Origin of the sequence: Oxalobacteraceae sp. CFBP 8761, assembly GCA_014841595.1 — a bacterium.
Lineage (GTDB): Bacteria > Pseudomonadota > Gammaproteobacteria > Burkholderiales > Burkholderiaceae_D > Telluria.
Genome location: JACYUE010000001.1, coordinates 1,449,995 through 1,469,646 on the forward strand (window position 1 = coordinate 1,449,995; position 19,652 = coordinate 1,469,646).

The following is a 19,652-nucleotide window of genomic DNA, read 5'->3' on the forward strand; positions in this document are numbered from 1 at the left end:
CCACCGGCAACGCCGCCGCAGAGCGGGCAGTGCCGGCAATCGAACGATCGCGATGGAGACGACAGATCATGGCAGACAAGCCAGGCGACACGCTATACGACAAACTGTGGGCACGGCACGCCGTGCATGTCGAGGATGACGGCACGACGCTGCTGTACGTCGACCGCCATCTGCTCAATGAAGTCATGAGCCCGCAGGCCTTCGAAGGCCTGCGCACGCACGGGCGCAAGGTCTGGCGCATCGCGTCGAACCTGGCCGTGGCCGACCACAATATTCCCACCACCGACCGCGCGGCCGGCATCGACGATCCCGTCTCGCGCCTGCAGGTTGAAACGCTGACGAAAAATTGCGGCGAATTCGGGATCGACGAAATCGGCATGACGGACCGGCGCCAGGGCATCGTCCATGTGATCGGGCCGGAGCAGGGCGTCACGCTGCCGGGCCTCTCCGTCGTCTGTGGCGACAGCCACACGAGCACCCACGGCGCGTTTGCCTGCCTGGCATTCGGCATCGGCACGTCCGAGGTCGAGCATGTGCTGGCGACCCAATGCCTGCTCGGCAAGAAGTCGAAGAACCTGCTGGTGCGCTACGACGGCCTGCTGCCACCGGGCGTAACGGCCAAGGACATGGCGCTGGCGATGATCGGCAAGATCGGCACCGCAGGCGCAACGGGCTATGCGATCGAATATGCCGGCGCGGCAGTCACCGCCTTGTCGATGGAAGGCCGCATGACCTTGTGCAATATGACGGTGGAGGCAGGCGCGCGCTGCGGCATGATCGCAGTGGACGACAAGACGCTCGCCTACCTGGAGGGCCGGCCGGAAGCGCCCCGCGGTGCGCAATGGGAGCGCGCCGTGACGTACTGGCGCACCCTCGCGAGCGACCCTGATGCCGTGTTCGATGCGGTGGTGACGATCGACGTGGCCACGATCAAGCCCCAGGTGACGTGGGGCACGTCGCCCGAGATGGTCACGACCGTCGACGGCGTGGTGCCGGATCCGGCGCACGAGCCGGACCCGACCCGGCGCGCCGGGATCGTGCACGCGCTGTCATACATGGGCCTGGCGCCCGGTACGCGCATCACCGACATCCATGTCGATGTCGTCTTCATCGGCTCATGCACCAACTCGCGCATCGAGGATTTGCGCGCTGCGGCCGCGATCGTGCGCGGCCGGCAGGTCGCGCACAACGTGCAACTGGCGATGGTGGTGCCGGGCTCGGGGCTGGTCAAGCAGCAAGCCGAGAAAGAAGGGCTGGACGCCGTGTTCCGTCAGGCCGGCTTCGAATGGCGCGAGCCGGGTTGTTCGATGTGCCTGGGCATGAACGCCGACCAGCTGCAGCCCGGCCAGCGCGCAGCCTCGACCTCGAACCGCAATTTCGAAGGGCGGCAGGGTGCGGGCGGTCGCACGCACCTGGTCAGTCCGGAAATGGCGGCGGCCGCTGCCGTCATGGGGCATTTCGTTGATATCCGGGAGTGGTGCTGATGGAACAATTTACCGTACACGAAGGACTGGTCGTGCCGCTCGATCGCGGCAATGTCGATACCGATGCCATCGTCCCCAAACAGTTTCTCAAGTCGATCCGCCGCGCCGGTTTCGGTGTGAACCTGTTCGATGCCTGGCGCTATCTCGATACCGGCGAACCCGACCAGGACTGCAGCGGCCGGCCGCTCAACCCGGATTTCGTGCTGAACCAGCCGCGCTACCAGGGCGCCAGCATCCTGCTGGCGCGCGACAACTTTGGCTGCGGCAGTTCGCGCGAGCATGCGCCGTGGGCGCTGGCCGACTTTGGCATCCGCGTGCTCATCGCACCGTCGTTTGCCGAGATTTTTTATAACAACTGCTTCAAGAACGGCTTGCTGCCGATCGTGCTCGCGGACCACGAGGTCGATGCGCTGTTCACGGCATGTGATGCCACGCCCGGATTTTCGCTGAAGGTCGACCTGCCGGCGCAGACCGTCACCTGGCCGGGCGAAGCACGCGTCAGCCGGTTCGAGGTGGACCCGGCGCGCAAGGATCGCCTGCTGCATGGCCTCGACGATATCGCGCTGACGATCGGCCACGCCGACAAGATCAAGGCCTACGAGGCATGGCGCAGGAAGGAAGAAGACTGGGTGTTCTGAAGCGGCGCGCAACGACGCCGCCTGCTTGTGGCAAGATGCACGCTGTCCACCATGTCGGCCATCCAAGGAGAGTGCTGTTGAACTACGCGCGTTTTGATCTGGTCACGCTCAACTTGTTCATCGAGATTGCGCGCACCGGCAGCATCACGCGCGGCGCCCAGCAATCCAATCTCGCTGTCGCTGCGGCCAGCAAGCGTGTATCCGACCTGGAGGCGCACCTGGGCACGCGGCTGCTGTACCGCCACGCCAATGGCGTCACGCTGACCGAGGCGGGCCGCTCGTGTTTCCAGCATGCGCTCGGTATCCTGCAGGATGTCGACCGGATGTCGGGCGACCTGTCCGACTTTGCCGCGGGCGGCCGGGGCCAGGTGCGCATCTGGGCCAACACCTCCGCGGTCACGCAGTTCCTGCCGGACGACCTGACGCGTTTTCGGCGCGAGCATCCGGGCATCCGCGTCAGCCTGGAAGAGCGCAACAGCGGCGACGTGGTGGCGGCAGTGCGCGAGAACCGCGCCGACATCGGCCTGTTCGCTGACCGCACCGCCGTCGGCGATATCGACGTCTTCGATTACCGGCAGGACCGGCTGGTCCTGATCGTGTCGCACGATCATCCGCTGGCCACGTACGACAGCGTACGGCTGGCCGATGCGCTGGACTATGAATTCGTCAGCCTGTCCGAAGCCACGTCGCTGGCCGAGCGGCTGCGCACTGAATGCAGCCGCCTTGAAAAGCCATTGAAGCTCAGTATCCAGGTGCGCAGCTTCGACGCCGTCTGCCGCATGGTGATGGTCGGCCTGGGCATCGGCGTGCTGCCGCGCCTGGCTGCCGAACCCCATGTACGCTCGATGGGCCTGAAACTCATCACGCTGACCGACGACTGGGCCGAGCGCACGCTGCTGCTTGCGCTGCGCAGCACGCTGGCGCTGCCAGCCCCGGTCAGGTTGCTGGCCAGCTGTCTGAGCGCCGATGCGGCCCGCGCCATCAACGCGCCCTGAACGCACACCATTTCAATCCATTCACGAAAAAACCAACCCATGTCGATCCATTTCTATGAACCCCGTCAGGGCCACGGGCTGCCCCACGATCCCTTCAATGCCATCGTCGGCCCACGGCCCATTGGCTGGATCTCGTCGCTGAGCGCATCCGGCGTGCGCAACCTGGCACCGTACAGCTTCTTCAACGCGTTCAACTACGTGCCGCCGATCGTCGGGTTTGCCAGCATCGGCGCCAAGGACACGCTGCGCAATGTGCAGGAGACGGGCGAATTCGTGTGGAATCTCGCGACCCGGTCATTGGCCGAGGCGATGAACGCGTCGTGCGCCGCCGTCGGCCCCGAGGTCGATGAATTCACGCTGGCCGGGCTGACGCCCACGCCGTCGCGCCTGGTCGCAGCGCCGCGCGTGGCCGAAAGCCCGGTCGCGTTCGAATGCAAGGTCACGCAGATCATCCAGTTGCAGCAGGTCAGCGGCGAGACGGTGCCGACCTGGCTCGTATTGGGCGAAGTGGTGGGCGTGCACATCGCTGCAGCGTCGCTGAAGGACGGCATCTACGACACGGCCACTGCCGGCCACATCCTGCGCGCGGGCGGGCCCGCCGATTACTTTTCGGTCGGGCCGGAACAGCTGTTCCAGATGCGCCGGCCACGTTAGACGAGTGTCCGGTGCGCACCACGGTGGCGTGCGGCGCACCGGATTGGTGGTTTACGGCATGGACGCGTGGTGGGCAAAGCGTGGTGCAGCGCGGCCCGGCAATGGTGCACTCGGGCGCGTCAGCGTGACCGCTGGCGGGGCAGCGGCGTCGCGTTCGAGCCAGTAATTGAATTGGCCGAAGCTCGGCAGGCCGCCTGCATCCTGGCCCTGGAAGAAGTCGCCCAGCATCTGGCGGTACGCTGCGCGGCGCGAAAAATCGTCGTGGCTCGCCGCGTAGCGCGCCGCAGCGGCGCGGAAGATTGCGCGCATCCGTTCGTCCGCATTGGTGCCGGTGGCCTCGCCCTTGCGTGGCCGGCCGCGCTTGATGCCGGCGGTGACGGCGCGGGTGCGGCCCGGTGCGCCCGAGTTGCCGTAGTCGGGCAGCAGCGCATCCGGCGTCTGGCCTCGTTCCCAGTAGCGGCGCAGGTAGCGCAGGATGCTGGACTTCGAGATGCCGTGCGCCGCAGCATACCCGGCCATCAGGATGGCGCGATCACGCGGCTGGTACAAGGCTTGGCGGTCGGCGTGCAGGGCGCGCACGGCCGACCAGGCCTTGGCCTGCAGGGCCAGATAGCCTTGCGGTACCGGCTCTTGCGGCGGCGCGGCCGCGAACGGATCGACCAGCAACCGGCGCACCCCGCCAGCGCGCAGTGCTTCCTCGAGTTCGTGCAACAGCACCGGCTCGGGCAGGGCCGCGTGGCTGCCCAGGCGGTACGTCCAGGCCAGCGCCTGTGAACGGTCGATCCACAGCACGCGGATCAGATGGCCATGCATGCCCGTGTATTCGAGCACATCGTTTTGGGTAAACATCGACTTCTCCCGCAGTTCAGTGTGCTTTTATACATGCAAGGATCGGGCCAGCCCGGTTGACCGGCTGACCCGCCTTGATGCGACCACTTTTGGTGCGCGCCGAATGCCCGGGATGCGGCTTACTGCGGCACTGCGGTTCCCGTCACGGATCCGCTCGGCCGAACGGGGCGCGCTTGCCGCGCCAGTCCAAACAGCGGCCGCATGGGCGGCACGCGCCGCACCACCTCGTACAGCGCGAAGCTGCCGCAGGCGGTCAGGATCATCAACAGCACCGCTTCAAAGCCAGGCGCCAGATGCAGCGGCTTGAAGGCGTGCGCCATCGTGATGATCAGTGTCTGGTGCACGATATAGACGGGGAACACGGCGTCAGTCAGGTAGCGCCGGGCAGGCCCGTCACGGTTCAGGTGGCAGCGGGCGAAGCCGCAGGCAGCGATGATGGCGCTCCAGGCGCACAGCGCGTAGACGAACCGCATGCCAGTGCGCCAGCGTTCGATGTCGTGCGGCGTCATGGTTTCGTGTGGCCCCAGCAGCCACAGCACGATCCCGACCCAGGCCGCCAGGGCGAGGCATAGCGCAGGCCAGCGCTGCGCCATCATCGTGGCCCAGATCCGTGGCGTGCGCGCCAGCAGCGCGCCGAGAACGAAGACGGGCAGGTAGGTGGCATGGTTGTACCAGTCGTTCGTCAGCGAATGGTCTTGCGGAAAACGGTCGAGCAACAGGATGCGCACCAGGCCCAGGAACACGACCGGCAGCAATATCAGGCGCCAGCCATCCAGCACGGCGCCGACCCGGCGCGCGAGCGCGGCGCTGCGTAGTTCTCCCAGCAGCGCCGCGCCGGCGGCGAGCACCACCGTGTAACACCACAGGTACAGCACGAACCACAGATGGTTCCAGGTGGGCAGCGACAGGCAATCTTCGCGGCAGAAGCCGTCGTAGCCGACGATATACAGCCGCATGAATGCCAGGAAATCGCCCGTGTAGCCGAGTTTTTCGACGACTTCGAGATAGGGCTGCGGCGGCACGATCACGAGCATCCCGAACAACAGCGGCACCAAGAGGCGCAGGCTGCGCCGGCGCAGGAACATCCGCGGGCCCAGGCGCCCCAGCATGAAATGCGAGGCCACCCCGGCCACGAAGAACAGCAGCGTCAGGCGCCAGGGCGACGACAGCAGCATGAAGGGTTCGGCCGCTTCGCTGGCGTGCACACTCTTCACGTGCCAGTCCCAGCTCACGTAATACATCCCCACGTGATACGCGATCAGCACGAAGAACGCCAGGATGCGTACCCAGTCGAGAAAGTACAGGCGCTCGCTGGTGGCAGGAACAGATGGCTGCATGGGGTGTCCTCATCGTTTGAAGGCCCCAGCATCGCGCAGTCCTGCGTGGCCGCGCCAGCGCGATGGGGTGAACCGGACTTCAGGCGGGGCGAAGCGGATCGAGCAGGGACGCCCGGTATTGCCGGCTGCACGGAACGACCGCGCCGCTATGCAGCACGAGTGTGCAATCGCCCTTGCTGTGCGGGACGATGCGGTTGACAGCGGTCAGGCGCACCGCCGCGCACCGGTGGCAGCGCACGAACGCGGGGCCGAGTTGCCCGAGCAGCGTGCCCAGGGACTGGCGCAGCAAGGGCGCGCCGTCGCGCGTATGCAGCGCGACGTAGTTGTCGGCTGTCTCGAGCCACTCGATATCGGCGACCTGCACAATGCGGGTGGCGCCGCGCTCGGTCACCAGCAGCTGGCGCGGTGGCGTACAGGTGAGTGCCGGCGCGCGTGTTGCTGCTGTCAGCCGGCTCTGCAGCCGAATCTGCAGCCGGTCGAGTGTGCGCCGCAGCCGCGCGCCATCGAACGGCTTGAGCAGATAGTCGACCGCCTCGGCATCGAAGGCGCGCAGCGCGTAGTCGTCATACGCGGTCACGAACACCACCAGTGGCGCCGGCGCCACCAGCGAGGCAGCCACATCGATGCCCGACAGTTCCGGCATCTCGATATCGAGCAGCAGCGCGTCGGGCGCGTCGCGCGCGACCAGCGCCAGCGCTTCCACGCCGTCCGCGGCTTCCGTCACTGACGTGACGCCCGGTTCGTGCGCGAGCATGCGGCGCAGGCGCTCGCGCGCCGGCCGTTCGTCGTCGACGATCAGGAGGCGCATGGCACCCTCAGTTCGGCGCGTACGCCAGCCGGTTGCAGTGCGCTCAGCGCCAGGCCTGCGCCGTCGCCATGCAGCGCGGCGAGGCGGGTGCGCAGGTTGATCACCGTGATGCCGGGCGTGCCGGGTGTGCCGGATGGCGCCAGCACGCCGCCATCGTCCTCGATGGACAAGTGCAGCGCGCCGTCCACGATCCGGGCCTCGACCCGGATCGCCGTCGATGCGCGCCGGTGCGCCACCGTGTGCTTGAACACGTTCTCGAGCAGCGGCTGCAGGCTGATGGCCGGCAGCCGCACCGTGAGAGCCGCCGGCTCGATGGCCCAGGTCAGCGTCACGCGCCCGTCGAAGCGTTCCTGCATCACGGCGGCGTAGCCTTGGGCCAGGCGCAATTCGTCATCCAGGCTCGCCTGCGGCTTGTCGCCCAGCGCCAGCGTCACGCGCAGCACGTCGGCCAGCCGCACGAGGGTCGCATCGGCGCGCGCCACGTCGGTATGCATCAGCGATGAAATCGTGTTGAGCGCATTGAACAGGAAGTGGGGCTGCATCTGGCGCGTCAGGCGTTCGAGCTGGGCTTCGCGCAGCAGCGCGCCAGCCTGCTCGGCGCGCACGCGTTTCTTCATCATCTCGCGGTACGACAGCAGGCCGAAGCCGATCGTCGTGAAGATGCCGAAGAACAGTGAGATCTTGAGCGCCTCGTAGACGAACACCTCGGCCCAGGCCTCGTGCTCGTAGCGCTCGCCCGCCAATGCATAGACAGCGTGGCGCAGCGCAAACACGATCGGCGTGAACCCGAACCAGTACAGTGGCAGCCAGCGCGCCTGCTGGCCGAACCAGCGCCAGGGCGTGGCGACCAGCACGTCATGCTGCGCGCTGAAGCGGCGCTGGATCACGAACAGACAGGTTGCCACCAGTGCCGACGAGGTCTCCCACAAGACCGGCTGCCAGGGCGCGCTTCCCCCGTCGCGCCGGTAGTCTTCCACGGCGACGAGCACCATCAGCGTCCAGAACAGGAGCCAGGCAATGCCGGCGACGAGCATGGTGCGGCGTGATGGCATGGGGCGGACCGGATAGGTGAAGGCCGATCTTCCAGCATTCGTGATCGCGTGTCAAAGCGCCATGCATGCTGCGTACGGTTGCTGCATACGGTTGCTGCATACGGCTGCTGCGAAACTGCATCATCCAAGGATCAATTGCCTACTGTCAATTGGAGTTCATGCGACAATCAAGCCATGAACGATCCGGGCCGACCTTCTTCCATGTCCTCCGACCATCGAGGCATGCGCGCGCTGGTGCGCAACCACGATTGGGCAGCAACTGCACTGGGCGACGCGGCCGGCTGGCCGCCCGAACTGCGGGTGGCCGTCGACCTGATGCTCGACGCGCGGCATCCGGCGCTGGTTGGCTGGCGTACGCCTGCATCGGACGCCATGCCGGTGCTGTTCAACGATGCCTACGCCAGCCTGCTGGGCGAACAACCCGCGCAGGCGCTGGGTCAGCCGTTGGCCGACATTCTGCCCGCTGCCTGGCCGCATCTCGCGCCGCTGGTGGGCAGCGCGCTTGCCGGTGTACCGGCCTGGCTCGACGACGTGCTGCTCGGACCCGGCACGCGCCACTTCAACACTGCTTTCTCGCCGCTGCGCGATGCCGCCGGCACGGTGCACGGGTTCTTTCATACTGCTTGCGCGCTCGACGCCGGCGAGCACGGGCGCGTCGAGGCTGCGCTGCAGCGCCAGGCGCACGAATCGGCCGAGGCCAGCCGCCACCGCAGCGAATTCCTGGCGGTGCTGGCCCACGAACTGCGCAACCCGATGGCCCCGATCCGCACCGGCCTGGAAATCATGCGCCTGCGCGCCGACAGTCCCGAGACGATCGAGCGCGTACGCGAAATGCTCGAGCGCCAGACGCGCCAGATGACGCACCTGATCGACGACCTGCTCGACGTCGCCCGTGTCACCAGCGGCAAGATCGAGATCCGCAAGCAGCTGGTCGACCTCAACCGCGTGGTGGCGAGCGCGGTCGAGACCAGCACGCCGATGATCCAGGGCGCGCGCCATGTGCTCGACGTGGAGATGTGGGGCGAGCCGCTGCTGCTCGACATCGATCCGACCCGCGTCGCGCAGGTGATCAACAATCTGCTGACCAATGCGGCCAAGTACACGCCGCCCGGCGGCAGTATCCGCCTCACGGTGCACAAGGAACGCAGCGACGGCAACCGCGGCGGGCAGGCCGTGGTGGCAGTGACCGACAGCGGCGTGGGCATCCCTCCCGAACACCAGGACACGATCTTCGAGATGTTCAACCAGGTCGGTCGCAATAGGGGCCTGGCGCAGGGCGGGCTGGGCATCGGCCTGTCGCTGGTGCGCCAGCTGGTGGCGCTGCACGGCGGCAGTGTCAGCGCCGAAAGTCCCGGCGCCGGCCTTGGCAGCACGTTCACCGTGCGCCTGCCGCTGGGCGCGCGCATGGCGGTGGCAGGCGACGACACGGCGCGCCAGGACCGCCGCACGGCGCAGCGCCGCACCTATCGCATCCTGGTGGTCGACGACAACACCGACGCCGCCGAAAGCCTGTCGCTGCTGCTGCAACTGAACTCGCACGAGATCCGTACCGCGAACAATGGCCGCGATGCGCTGGTCCTGGCCCGGGAGTTCGTGCCGGACGTCGCGTTCCTCGACATCGGCATGCCCGGCATGACGGGCTTCGAGCTGGCCACGCGCCTGCGCGCGATGCCCGAACTGGCGCGGATGACCATCGTCGCCGTGACCGGCTGGGGTTCGGAAGAAGACCAGGCGCGCTCGCGCGAAGCCGGGTTCGACCAGCACTTCACCAAGCCGATCGCGGCCGAAACGGTGAGCCGCCTGCTGGCGGCGCTGGACTAGGCGTCTACCTTACTCGGCGTTGCCACGACGCTCGGCGTCGATCTCGCGCTTCATCGCGCCCACGCTGCCCATGTACTCGGCCACCGGCACAGCGGGACTGGCGCGCAGTTCGGGCGGCAGCAGCACCGGCATGTACAGCTCGTCGGCAGTGCGGCCATTGCGCTGCATGTTCCCGGCCAGGATCAACAGCGAAACCAGCACCGCAATCCCGGCGCAGGACAGGCGCAGGCGGCGCCGGAACTGCGGCGTCACGGTGGCCAGATGGAAGTAGACCATCATCGACACCGTCACCACGACCGCATGCGAGCCGTAGCCGGTCAGCCATTCAAGCGACCACGCATAGGCCACCACACTGGCCAGCAGGCGCACGCCGACCAGCGCGGCCAGGCCCAAGCCGACAATGAACAGATGCCGCCCGAGGCGTGCGCGGCGCCCGAACAGACGGTTGGAAAACGCCCACATGCCGCTCCAGGCCAGGCCGGCGCCCACGGCCACCGCCGGATACACCCCATAGCGTTCGGGGTCGGCGCCGGCGTCGAGCAGCCAGGCCACGAGCAGCGCGGTCAGCAGGCACAGCACGATGCCGGCACCGCCCGGCAGCATGCCTTCCCAGCCGTGCATCGTGCGGTCGACCAGTTCGGGCGGTACCGGGTGCGTGGCAGGCCGGATGCGCAGCGACGTGTGCCCCATGCGCACGACGGTGTCGCCGCCCAGCGTCAGTTCCTTGACGCGCCTGCCCTTGTGGTTGATGCCGTTCTTGGTATCCAGGTCGCGCAGCAGCAGGGCGCCATCGGCGCCAAGGTCGACCAGCGCATGGTGCGCGGCGGCGTACTCGTCGTCGACGATGAAGTCGTTGTCGTAGGCGCGGCCAAGGCGGATCGGCAGGGTGGTCACGCGATGCCGGTGCAGCACCTCGCCATTGCGCGCCAGCGTCTCGATGGTCCAGGGGCCGCTCATTTGCGCACCGGGCGCCCGAAGGCGCCAAGATAGGCGCGCGTGACGCGCATGCCGTTTTCGTACGACACGCCCGACACATCGAGCCGGCTTTGCAGGCTGGCCTGCGAGGCGTCCGTGCTGGCCGTGAGCAGCGTGAAGTTGTATAGTCCTTCAAACTTGCGGTAGGCGCGCACGCAGGTCACGGCGCGCAGCGGCAGCGTGCGCGTGTGCACGAAGCGCTCGGTGCAGAACGGCTTGGTCAGGCGCGGATCGCCCGTGCTGCCCAGGTTATCGACCTGGAAGATGTCGGTGGCCAGCGCGGCAAAGCGCATCGGGTCCATCGTCCCCGAGCGGATGTAGCGGTGGGTCATCGAGACATTACCGGTCTGCTGGACGTCCGAGACAAACACTGCCGACTGCATCACGCAACTCATGGCGTCGACCGCGTAGGCGGCACCCCGCGCATTGGAGCGCCCCCAGCAGCGCACCTGGCCGGACTCGCGCACCGGCACCAGGTACGGCCCCATGCCCTTGAGCGTCAGCGGCTCTTCGAGCAGCCGGTCGACCATGCCGGCCTGATGCGCCAGCAGCTGCTTGCCGATCAGCGGATTGAAATCAGGCGGTGGCGCGGCCTGCTCGGCCACCTTGCGCAGCAGCTCCTGTGCGTACATCACCGGCACCAGGAAGCTGACCGATTCGCCGTCGCGCCGGCGCGAGACATTGATGCCGGCCACTGTGCCGCTGGCGGTCACGCTCGGGCCGCCGCTCATGCCCGAGTTGATGGGGCCGCTGAAGATCAGGCGATCGTAGAAGCTGCGCGTAAGCACGCCGTTGTAGGCGCCTTCGGAAATCGCAAACCCCAGGTCGAGCGGATTGCCCAGCGAGTACAGGGGCTGGCCCTGGCGCAGTTTTACTTTCTGCTCGGGCACCTTGAAGAAGCCGCTGCCATTGCGGTTGATGCGCACCACGGCCAGGTCGTGCAGCACGTCGACCGCCAGCAGTTCGACCGGGCCGGTATTGCCGTCGGTGTCGATGTATTCGGCTGTATAGATGGCCGGGTCGAGGGCCATTTGCGAGACCACGTGGTAATTGGTCAGCGCCAGATTGCTGGTACCGACCAAAAAGCCCGAGCCAACCGTGGACTGGGTGCGCCCGTTCTTGAGCAGCATGCGGATCTGCAGCAGGTCGCTGCGCGCCGATTCATACAGGTCCTGCGCAGCCGACGAAGGCTGGGGCAGGGCGTCCTGCGTGTCGGCCTCGCCCGCAATCAGCTCGGTCGGCGTGGCGGCCGGCGGCGTGTCGACGGCGATCTGCGGCACGGGTGCGGCGACGGGGGCACCTGCCGGTGCAGCCAGTCCGGCGCGCGCGACGGTGCCCGCGCCCGTCTGCGCGCTCGCTGGCCGCGTGACGAGATCGAGCCCCGCGCCAAGCGCCAGGCAGGTGGTCAGGAGTGCGGCCAGGCGTGCCACGACGGTCCGGTTCATGCGGTTACCAGGAAGCAGAGGGAAGCCGCTATCTTGCCATCGGGGCGGCCAGCGCTGCGCGCGTTAGCGCGCCCACGGTCAGGCAACCGGAGCAGACGTGGCCGGGGCAACCGGCTCGCCCTGCTCGAGCGACGTGAGGGGCGCCATCATGTGGCCCAGCTTGGCCTGCTTGGTATTGAGGTAGCTGTTGTTGTGGGCGTTGCGGTTCACCAGCAGCGGCACGCGTTCGGTGACCGTGATTCCCAGGCGGGTCAGGGCGTCGATCTTGCGCGGGTTGTTGGTCATCAGGCGCACCGCCTTGATGCCGAACTGGGCCAGCATCGGCCGGCACAGTTCATAGTTGCGGGCGTCGGCATGAAAACCGAGTTGCAGATTGGCTTCCACCGTGTCGGCGCCGGCTTCCTGCAGGCGGTAGGCGCGGATCTTGTTGAGCAGGCCAATGCCGCGGCCTTCCTGGCGCAGGTACAGCACGATGCCGCGACCTTCCTCGGCGATGCGGCGCAGCGCGCCTTCCAGTTGTGCGCCGCAATCGCAGCGCTGTGAGAACATCACGTCGCCGGTGAGGCATTCGGAATGTACGCGCGCCAGCACCGGCTCGCCGTTGCCCAGGTCGCCCAGCGCCATCGCCAGGTGTTCCTTGCCGGTGGCGGCCTCGACCCAGGCGTGCAGCGTGAACTCGGCCCACGGCGTCGGCAGCGCGCACGAGGTGGCGTAGTCGAGCAGGGCGGGCGGGACGTTGGCGGGAATGGCGGCGGCTTGCATGACGGTGTTTCCAATCGATGACGATAGACTTGTAAGGCGCAAGTTTATCGGAAATCGGGCGTGGCCGTGCGGAATCACCCCGACCGCCGCTGCAACACCACGGCTGCAGGTATGTTCGTACAAGGCGGTCTCGCAACACATTTAGGCAGAATGGGTAATTACACCGGGTTTTCCTGTAACTCTCGGTCGATTACCAAGTATAGTATTGCCCTGGGCCATCATCTGCGTGCTACGCTCGGAGAATCGACACAGTCATGTCTTCCATGCAGAATCCCCAATCCTTCTGGCATCGCCTGACCCCGCGCGGGCTGGGTGCACGGCTTGCTCTCGCGTTCACGCTGATGAGCGGCATTCTCACGCTGCTGCTGGTCGAAGTGGTCGAACGCTCCGCGACGGCGCAGGTCAAGACCAGTATCGGCGGGGGGCTGGGCGAGATGGCGATGCAGACCGCCGACAAGCTCGATCGCGGCATGTATGAACGGTTCCGCGAAGTGCGCCTGATGGCGCGCCGCAATGACTTGATTTCCCCCGAGACGAGCCAGGCTGAACGGCGCCGCATCCTGGCCGACATGCAGTCTACCTACGGTTATTACGAATGGATCGGCCTGGCCGCCATGGACGGCACGGTGCTGGTCGAGGCGCGCGGGCTGCTCGAAGGCAAGAACGTCGCCAAGCGGCCCTGGTTCAGCAATGCACTGGCAGGTAAACATGTCGGCGACGTGCACGAGGCAGTGCTGCTGGCCAAGCTGTTGCCGGTGCAGCAGGGCGAGCCGCGCAGGTTTGTCGACGTGGCCTTTCCTTATCTGGATGCCAATGGCCAGCCGGCCGGCGTGATGGGCACGCACCTGTCGTGGGAATGGGCACGCGAGGTCGAACGTTCGATCATCGCGCCGGTTCAGACCCGCAACAAGGTGCAGGCACTGATCGTCAGTGCCGAAGGCGTGGTGCTGCTCGGGCCGCAAGACCTGCTCGACACGACCGTCAGACTGGGCAGCCTGAATGCGGCGCGCAAAGGGCGCACCGGGTATGCAGTCGAGCGCTGGCCGGATGGGCATGACTATCTGGTCGGCTACGCGTCAACCAAGGCCGTAGGCGACTACCCTGGCCTGGGCTGGCATGTGCTGGTACGCCAGGATCTCCAGGATGCCTACGCGCCGGTACGGCAATTACGCTCGCGCGCCCTGTGGAGCGGCGGCGCACTTGCGCTGCTGTTCTCGCTGGGCGGCTGGCTGCTGGCGCGCCGCATCACGCGCCCGCTGGCGGCGCTGGCCCATTCGGCCGATGGCCTGCGCCGCGGCGACACGCATGAACTGGTGCCGGCCGGGAGCAGCTATACCGAAGTGCATCAGCTGTCGGGCGCGCTCAATGCGCTGGTGACGGCGCTGGTGCAACGCCGCGCCGATCTGCAGACCCTGAACGACACGCTGGAACAGCGGGTCGATCGCCGCACCCGCGAACTGGAACGCGCGCTGGTCGCGGTGCGCGCCAGCGAGGGCCGCATCATCGCCATCGTCGAGGCAGCGCAGGATGCATTCATTGCGGTCGACCTGCGCGGCATGATCGTCGACTGGAACCCGGCCGCCGAACGCATGTTCGGCTGGACCCGGCACGAGGCCGTGGGCTGGCCGCTGGCAGAAATGATCCTGCCCGAACGCTACCGCGACAGCATCGGCAAGGCGCTGCAGGCATTCCGCCAGAACGGCCAGTTCATGCTCGCCCGCCGCATGGAACGCACCGTGATCAACCGCCAGGGCTTCGAGTTCACGGTCGAGAGTACGGTGACGCTGGCTGGCGAGGGCGAGGATGCGTTCTTCTCGATCTTCCTGCACGATATTTCCGATCGCAAGAAGGTGGAGCGCATGAAGAACGAATTCGTCTCGACCGTCTCGCACGAGCTGCGCACGCCGCTCACGTCGATCCACGCATCGTTGTCGATGCTCGACGGCGGCATGGCCGGCAACCTGCCGCCCGACGCGGCGCGGCTGGTCGCGATTGCCAGCCAGAGCTGCGATCGCCTGATGCGGATGGTGAACGACCTGCTCGATATCCAGAAGATCGAAGCAGGGCATATGGAATACCAGCGCACCGCCCAGTTGCTGGCGCCGCTGATGCATCACGTGGCCGATGCGATGGAAGGCCAGGCGCGCCAGGCGGGCGTGACGGTGCGTCTCGACATGCCACCGGGCGCCGAATTTGTCCAGGCCGAGATCGACCACGACCGCATGGTGCAGGTACTGACCAATCTGGTATCGAATGCGATCAAGTTCACACCGGGCGGCAAGGACGTCATCCTGGGCCTGGCGCAGCGCCCGGGCTGGGCGCGCCTGAGCGTGACCGACGAAGGGCCCGGCATTCCACCGGCGTTCCAGAGCCGCGTGTTCGAACGCTTCGCGCAAGCCGACGCCGCCGACTCGCGCCAGCGCAGCGGCTCGGGCCTGGGCCTCTCCATCAGCAAGGCGATCGTCGAAGAACACGGCGGCTCGATCGGGTTCGAAACCCGCGCCGGCGCAGGGACGCGGTTTACGGTGGAGTTACCGCTGGCCTGACCGTGACTTAGCGCAGGTCGTGCAGCGCCATGCCACCAAAACTTTCCCAGGCCCCAAAGGTGCGTTCGAGCTGTGGCAGCAGCCGCAACAGCGCGCCCTTGTCCGAATGGAAGCTGGCGTCAGCTGCATCGATCTCCTGGCTGGCGGCCAGCGCATAGGCCTGCGCCTTGTCGTGCGCTGCCGGCACCTGCTGCAGCAGCAGGATCTTCTGGCCACCCAGTGTGAACACGAGCAGGTCGCCGCGCGCGCCGGGTGGACGACGTTCATAGCGGCGCTGAACACCGGCGCCAATCGGCCCTGCATCGAGCGCCACGCGCACGGTCTTGCCATGCTCGACGCCCCAGTCGAGGAACGGGACGGCCAGGCGGTAGATCTGCGCCGGATCGGTGCGGGGACTCTTGACGGTCAGGATGTCAGCGTGCTTTGCCAGCCCGGTCAGCAGCGCGCCCTTGTCGGCCCACCAGTGGGGCACGACGAAGTCCAGCGTCAGCGGGCCGGCCGCCTGGCGCAGTTTCGCCGCCAGTTCGAGGTAACGCCGATCGCGCTGCGCCTGTGGCAGCACGTGGGCCGGGACCAGGTACGGTTCAATATGGTATTGGACACCTTTCAGGCGCGCCCCTTCGGCAGCAGACGCGTTGTAGGCGGCGTAGGCACGCATGCGGGCGACGGCCGCATCCTGGGACGCCGGCAGCACCATCTCGGGGGCGCCTTCCATCGCGCTAACCGCGATGCCGCGGCTGCCGGCCTGACGCACGAAGGCGCCCAGCTGCGCCGCGTCGTCGACACTGCCGTCCCGCAGCGGGACCGTGATGAAGACCGCGCCGATCTTTTGCTGGACCGCCCAGTCGAGCAGCGCTGCGCCGCGTTCGCGCCATTCGTTCGGACTCCAGGTCCAGGTCGCGCGCGCTGCCGCAGCCGCATCGGCGTCATTGGCAGGCTGGAGCGTCAGCGCGGCGACCGTGAGTTTCGCGGCGCCTTGCGGACAGGCCAGCGACAGCGCGCGCCAATTGGCACGGTCCAGTTTTTCGGGCAGGTCGAAGCGCGCTGTCTGCACAGGTTGGCCGGCATCCAGGCTGCCCAGATCGAACGTCTGGTCCGGCTTGCCCGGCGCGCCGCTTGAAACCTGCAGCGCAAAGCGGCCTTCGCCGGAATACGCGGCCTGCAGTACGGCGCGTGCGCGTGGCATGAACCACGGGCCGAGCAGTGTGACACTGGCCGGTTTGGCGCCGGCGCGGCAGGTCAGGTACAGTCGGCCGTCCTTGACGTCGGCGCTGATGCGCGCCGTATCGCCATGGGTGCGGGTCTGCATCGCGCCCAGCAGGCTGGCGCCGAACGGCATCGGGGTCTGGGGCCGCGGCGCCGGCTGGTCGCTCACCAGCGTGTGTTCGCTGACGCTGAACGACTTGCCCTTGTCGGCCTCGATCCCGCGCAGCAGGATGGTCTTGCCAGGGCTGGCGTCGGGCGGCAGGAAGTGCAGCGCCTGCACACCCATGACGGCCGTCGGCAGTGGCAGCACGCGGCAATTCGCCTGCTGCTTGCCAGGTTCTTCGGTCACGATGGCGTGCAGGATGGTGCCGTCGGGCGCGGTGGTCTGCGCGGTGATGGCGCCAGGGGAGACGACCAGCGGACCCGGGCACAGCTGCAGGCTGGCAGCAAACGCGGGTGTGATCGACAGCGAGACAATAAACAGGAGTGGGAGCGAACGGGACATGACTTGATTTTAAGTCAAGAGCCCGAATTGGCGCGTACGGTTCGGCCCCGTCAGGCGCCCTGGACCTGGATCAGGCGCCGCACGCGCGCCAGCAGGGCATTGGGCTCGAACGGCTTGCTGACGAAATCGTTGGCGCCGGCGTCGAGCGCGCGCACCGTATCGCGTTCGGTATTTTTTGCCGTCAGCATCAGGATCGGCACGGCGTTCCAGTCGGGCCGTGCACGCACCAGCGCAACCAGCTCGAAGCCGTCCAGGTAGGGCAGCATCACGTCGAGCAGGATCAGGGCCGGTGCCTCGGCGGCGGCGGCGATGTGCGCGCTCGCGACACGGCCGTCGGCCAGGTGCGTGACACGGTAGCCCTGGCGTTCGAGCATGAAGCGCAGTACCTGGGCGATATGGTCATCGTCTTCGACAACCAGAACCAGCGGTGATGATGCTTGTTCGTTCGGCATGATGAACCCGTCAGTGAATGTTCGATTATACCGATGTGGATGCGCGGTATGTCACGAAAATTGCCACAAAGTATCAATTACCGGCGACGGCCGGGCGGGCCGCGCAGCGGATCGAGCAAGCCGCGCAAATCGTTGTGATCGAGTTCATACATCAGGGCCAGCAGTTGGCCCAGCTCGCCGCGTGGAAAGCCCTCGCGGGCGAGCCAGCCCAGGTAATGGCCAGGCATATCGGCAATCTTGCGGCCTTTGTATTTACCGTAAGGCATTTCCCGAACTAACAGGAGGGCTAAATGGTCAGCATTCATTGTGCGGCACTTTAGCAAACAACGGCGACGTTGTAGCATTTCGATGACAAGGGAGGCCACCATGAACAATCAATTTGATCTCGACCGTTTTGTGCAGGCACAGGATCCGGTATACGCCGCGGTGTTGACCGAACTGCGTGCCGGCCACAAACGCACGCACTGGATGTGGTTCGTGTTTCCGCAGATCGCTGGCCTGGGCACGAGCGCGATGGCGCAGCGCTATGCGATTGCATCCGCCGACGAAGCGGCCGCGTATCTGGCGCACCCGGTGCTGGGAAAGCGCCTGCGCGAGTGCGCCGGCATCGTCGCCGCGCTCGACGCCGATTCGGCCGGCGCCATCTTCAGCCATCCGGACGAGCTGAAATTTCACTCGTCGATGACGCTGTTCGCCGACGTGGCGCCCGATGAAGCCGTGTTTCAGGCATGCATCGACAACTACTTCGATGGCCAGGCCGACCCGGCCACGCTGGCCCGGCTGTAAGGGGTGACTGCAGGGACTCAGGCCTCGGCCAGCTGCGCCAGCAGGTCGTCCGGGCGCCCGCGCATCGCCACGTGCAGGATCACTGCCGTGTTCAGGCGCAGCGCCGGATGGCTCGCGCGGTGGCGAGCAAACCAGAACACCTCGTCGAGGTCTTCGTCGGCGTGCTGCGACACCGTCACGATCTGCTCGGGTGGGATGTCGTCGTAATCGAATGCTTCGAGCGCGGCGTCCTCAACGGCGTCGTGCCAGCTTTCGCATTCCTTGCCCCAGGCCAGCATGCTGCGGCAGCCGGATGCGACCAGCCAGCGCGCCACGTCCCAGCGCCACATTTCATCGCTGTCGTCATCAATGACGACGATCGCCATGAACGGCGCCAGGGCGGTCAGGTCGGGCAGGGCGTCGTGTGGGCGTAGTTGCAGGTAATGGGCTTTGGCTTGCATGGTGTCGGTGCCGGGTCGGTGGTTCAAAGACGTCATTATCGCAGGCTCCAGGCCGCAACATGCGGCAGCCTGCAGCTGATGCGGACGAACAATAAACTCGGGCAGAGAATAATTAAGTTCGACACAAAATGATCATGTTTGACACCAGAGGCCGAGACAGACATGCTCCCGGAACTTGTGCTTTCGGCCAAGAGCAGCCGTTTTCCGGTGTTGTAACGGACAAGATCGACCCGTATCTATTGGTGAGAGCACCGGTATCGGCAGTAATCTATTTATTCAATTTGGCTCATAAAACATGCGACTTCAAGGAAGAATCATCGAGTGGAATGATGAGCGCGGATTTGGTTTCGTCGTTCAAAACGGGGCAAGCGCGCGGATGTTTCTGCACGTATCTGCATTTCGCAAGCGGGCAGATCGCCCACTTTTGGGGAGCTTGATCACCTATGAAATTCGGCGAGATGAGAAAGGTCGACTCCGGGCCGCAAGTGCTGAGTTCGTCAGCACTAAAACATCCAGGAACAGTTCTGCAGGAGCATTCTTATCTGCAATAGTTGGCTTGGCGCTTCTGCTTGTGCTTGGTTATGTGGGCCATGTTCGCCTCTCTAACCCGAATAGCACGATTTCTGCAAGCGCATACAAGATCGTTTCTGCCAGGGATGCGCTTAATTCACAACCAGAGTTTCAGTGCAAGCCAGAGAAGAATTCGTGTTCAAAGATGGCATCTTGTGCCGAAGCGCTATTTCACCAAGAACAATGCAGTGTTCCTGATATGGACGGTGATCGCGATGGAATTCCGTGCGAGCAGCAGTGGTGCAACTGAGCTTCAAACGGCAACGTTCATATCGATCACTTATCTGCCCGTAAGCCAGCTCTGGGGCGACATCTTCACATCAAGAC

At 66.1% G+C, this 19,652-nt stretch carries 19 protein-coding genes; 8 read left to right on the top strand and 11 right to left on the bottom strand.

What is annotated here, in order from left to right; translation table 11 throughout:
- Window positions 1-68: 68 nt before the first annotated feature.
- The 4 genes from leuC (at window position 69) to IFU00_06460 (ending at window position 3,771) form a co-directional block, all read left to right on the top strand.
- The gene (gene leuC / locus IFU00_06445) at window positions 69-1,484 is read left to right on the top strand and encodes a 3-isopropylmalate dehydratase large subunit (GenBank protein MBD8541926.1); all 1,416 of its coding nucleotides are present in this window, start codon (window positions 69-71) and stop codon (window positions 1,482-1,484) included.
- The gene (gene leuD, locus IFU00_06450; protein MBD8541927.1) at window positions 1,484-2,122 is read left to right on the top strand and encodes a 3-isopropylmalate dehydratase small subunit; all 639 of its coding nucleotides are present in this window, start codon (window positions 1,484-1,486) and stop codon (window positions 2,120-2,122) included. The genes leuC and leuD overlap by 1 nt, the downstream gene beginning before the upstream one ends.
- Window positions 2,123-2,199: 77 nt before the next feature.
- A complete protein-coding gene (locus tag IFU00_06455; protein MBD8541928.1) occupies window positions 2,200-3,117 on the top strand; it encodes a LysR family transcriptional regulator in 918 nt (305 codons plus the stop codon).
- Between the two features lie 39 nt (window positions 3,118-3,156).
- Entirely contained in the window at window positions 3,157-3,771 is a 615-nt protein-coding gene (locus tag IFU00_06460; protein MBD8541929.1) for a flavin reductase family protein, read from the top strand.
- Between the two features lie 51 nt (window positions 3,772-3,822).
- Here the strand turns inward: IFU00_06460 and IFU00_06465 are convergent, their stop codons facing one another.
- The 4 genes from IFU00_06465 to IFU00_06480 form a co-directional block, all read right to left on the bottom strand.
- The gene (locus IFU00_06465) at window positions 3,823-4,620 is read right to left on the bottom strand and encodes a hypothetical protein (GenBank protein ID MBD8541930.1); all 798 of its coding nucleotides are present in this window, start codon (window positions 4,618-4,620) and stop codon (window positions 3,823-3,825) included.
- A gap of 119 nt (window positions 4,621-4,739) precedes the next feature.
- Window positions 4,740-5,957, bottom strand: a complete 1,218-nt coding sequence (locus IFU00_06470; GenBank protein MBD8541931.1) for an acyltransferase family protein — start codon at window positions 5,955-5,957, stop codon at window positions 4,740-4,742.
- A gap of 79 nt (window positions 5,958-6,036) precedes the next feature.
- Window positions 6,037-6,765, bottom strand: coding sequence for a response regulator transcription factor (locus tag IFU00_06475; GenBank protein MBD8541932.1), 729 nt, complete (start codon window positions 6,763-6,765; stop codon window positions 6,037-6,039).
- On the bottom strand, window positions 6,753-7,817 hold the full coding sequence (locus IFU00_06480) for a histidine kinase (protein MBD8541933.1): 1,065 nt from the start codon (window positions 7,815-7,817) through the stop codon (window positions 6,753-6,755). The genes IFU00_06475 and IFU00_06480 overlap by 13 nt, the downstream gene beginning before the upstream one ends.
- A gap of 201 nt (window positions 7,818-8,018) precedes the next feature.
- On the opposite strand from IFU00_06480, the gene IFU00_06485 reads away from it, so the two are divergent.
- Entirely contained in the window at window positions 8,019-9,638 is a 1,620-nt protein-coding gene (locus tag IFU00_06485; GenBank protein ID MBD8541934.1) for a response regulator, read from the top strand.
- A gap of 9 nt (window positions 9,639-9,647) precedes the next feature.
- Here the strand turns inward: IFU00_06485 and IFU00_06490 are convergent, their stop codons facing one another.
- The 3 genes from IFU00_06490 to ribA all read right to left on the bottom strand — a co-directional run bounded on the left by IFU00_06490 (window position 9,648) and on the right by ribA (window position 12,820).
- Window positions 9,648-10,595, bottom strand: a complete 948-nt coding sequence (locus tag IFU00_06490; GenBank protein MBD8541935.1) for an FHA domain-containing protein — start codon at window positions 10,593-10,595, stop codon at window positions 9,648-9,650.
- Window positions 10,592-12,058, bottom strand: a complete 1,467-nt coding sequence (locus IFU00_06495; protein ID MBD8541936.1) for a trypsin-like peptidase domain-containing protein — start codon at window positions 12,056-12,058, stop codon at window positions 10,592-10,594. The genes IFU00_06490 and IFU00_06495 overlap by 4 nt, the downstream gene beginning before the upstream one ends.
- 78 nt (window positions 12,059-12,136) lie before the next feature.
- Window positions 12,137-12,820 carry a GTP cyclohydrolase II gene (gene ribA / locus IFU00_06500; GenBank protein MBD8541937.1) on the bottom strand — a complete coding sequence of 228 codons (684 nt, stop codon included), beginning with the start codon at window positions 12,818-12,820 and terminating at the stop codon, window positions 12,137-12,139.
- Window positions 12,821-13,083: 263 nt separating this feature from the next.
- Here ribA and IFU00_06505 point away from each other — a divergent pair, with 263 nt between their 5' ends.
- Window positions 13,084-15,366, top strand: a complete 2,283-nt coding sequence (locus IFU00_06505) for a PAS domain S-box protein (GenBank protein MBD8541938.1) — start codon at window positions 13,084-13,086, stop codon at window positions 15,364-15,366.
- Window positions 15,367-15,373: 7 nt separating this feature from the next.
- On the opposite strand, the gene IFU00_06510 is transcribed toward IFU00_06505, so the two are convergent.
- The 3 genes from IFU00_06510 to IFU00_06520 form a co-directional block, all read right to left on the bottom strand.
- Window positions 15,374-17,077 carry a hypothetical protein gene (locus IFU00_06510; protein MBD8541939.1) on the bottom strand — a complete coding sequence of 568 codons (1,704 nt, stop codon included), beginning with the start codon at window positions 17,075-17,077 and terminating at the stop codon, window positions 15,374-15,376.
- Window positions 17,078-17,127: 50 nt separating this feature from the next.
- The gene (locus IFU00_06515) at window positions 17,128-17,529 is read right to left on the bottom strand and encodes a response regulator transcription factor (GenBank protein ID MBD8541940.1); all 402 of its coding nucleotides are present in this window, start codon (window positions 17,527-17,529) and stop codon (window positions 17,128-17,130) included.
- Window positions 17,530-17,606: 77 nt separating this feature from the next.
- Window positions 17,607-17,834: a DUF3820 family protein gene (locus tag IFU00_06520; GenBank protein ID MBD8541941.1), complete on the bottom strand. Its 228-nt coding sequence runs from the start codon at window positions 17,832-17,834 to the stop codon at window positions 17,607-17,609.
- Window positions 17,835-17,895: 61 nt separating this feature from the next.
- Between IFU00_06520 and IFU00_06525 the strand changes: the two genes are divergently transcribed.
- On the top strand, window positions 17,896-18,315 hold the full coding sequence (locus IFU00_06525) for a DUF1810 domain-containing protein (protein ID MBD8541942.1): 420 nt from the start codon (window positions 17,896-17,898) through the stop codon (window positions 18,313-18,315).
- 17 nt (window positions 18,316-18,332) lie between these two features.
- Here IFU00_06525 and IFU00_06530 read toward each other — a convergent pair whose 3' ends face one another.
- The gene (locus tag IFU00_06530; protein ID MBD8541943.1) at window positions 18,333-18,755 is read right to left on the bottom strand and encodes a hypothetical protein; all 423 of its coding nucleotides are present in this window, start codon (window positions 18,753-18,755) and stop codon (window positions 18,333-18,335) included.
- A 295-nt stretch (window positions 18,756-19,050) separates the two neighbouring features.
- Between IFU00_06530 and IFU00_06535 the strand changes: the two genes are divergently transcribed.
- On the top strand, window positions 19,051-19,575 hold the full coding sequence (locus IFU00_06535) for a cold shock domain-containing protein (protein ID MBD8541944.1): 525 nt from the start codon (window positions 19,051-19,053) through the stop codon (window positions 19,573-19,575).
- Window positions 19,576-19,652 lie beyond the last annotated feature (77 nt).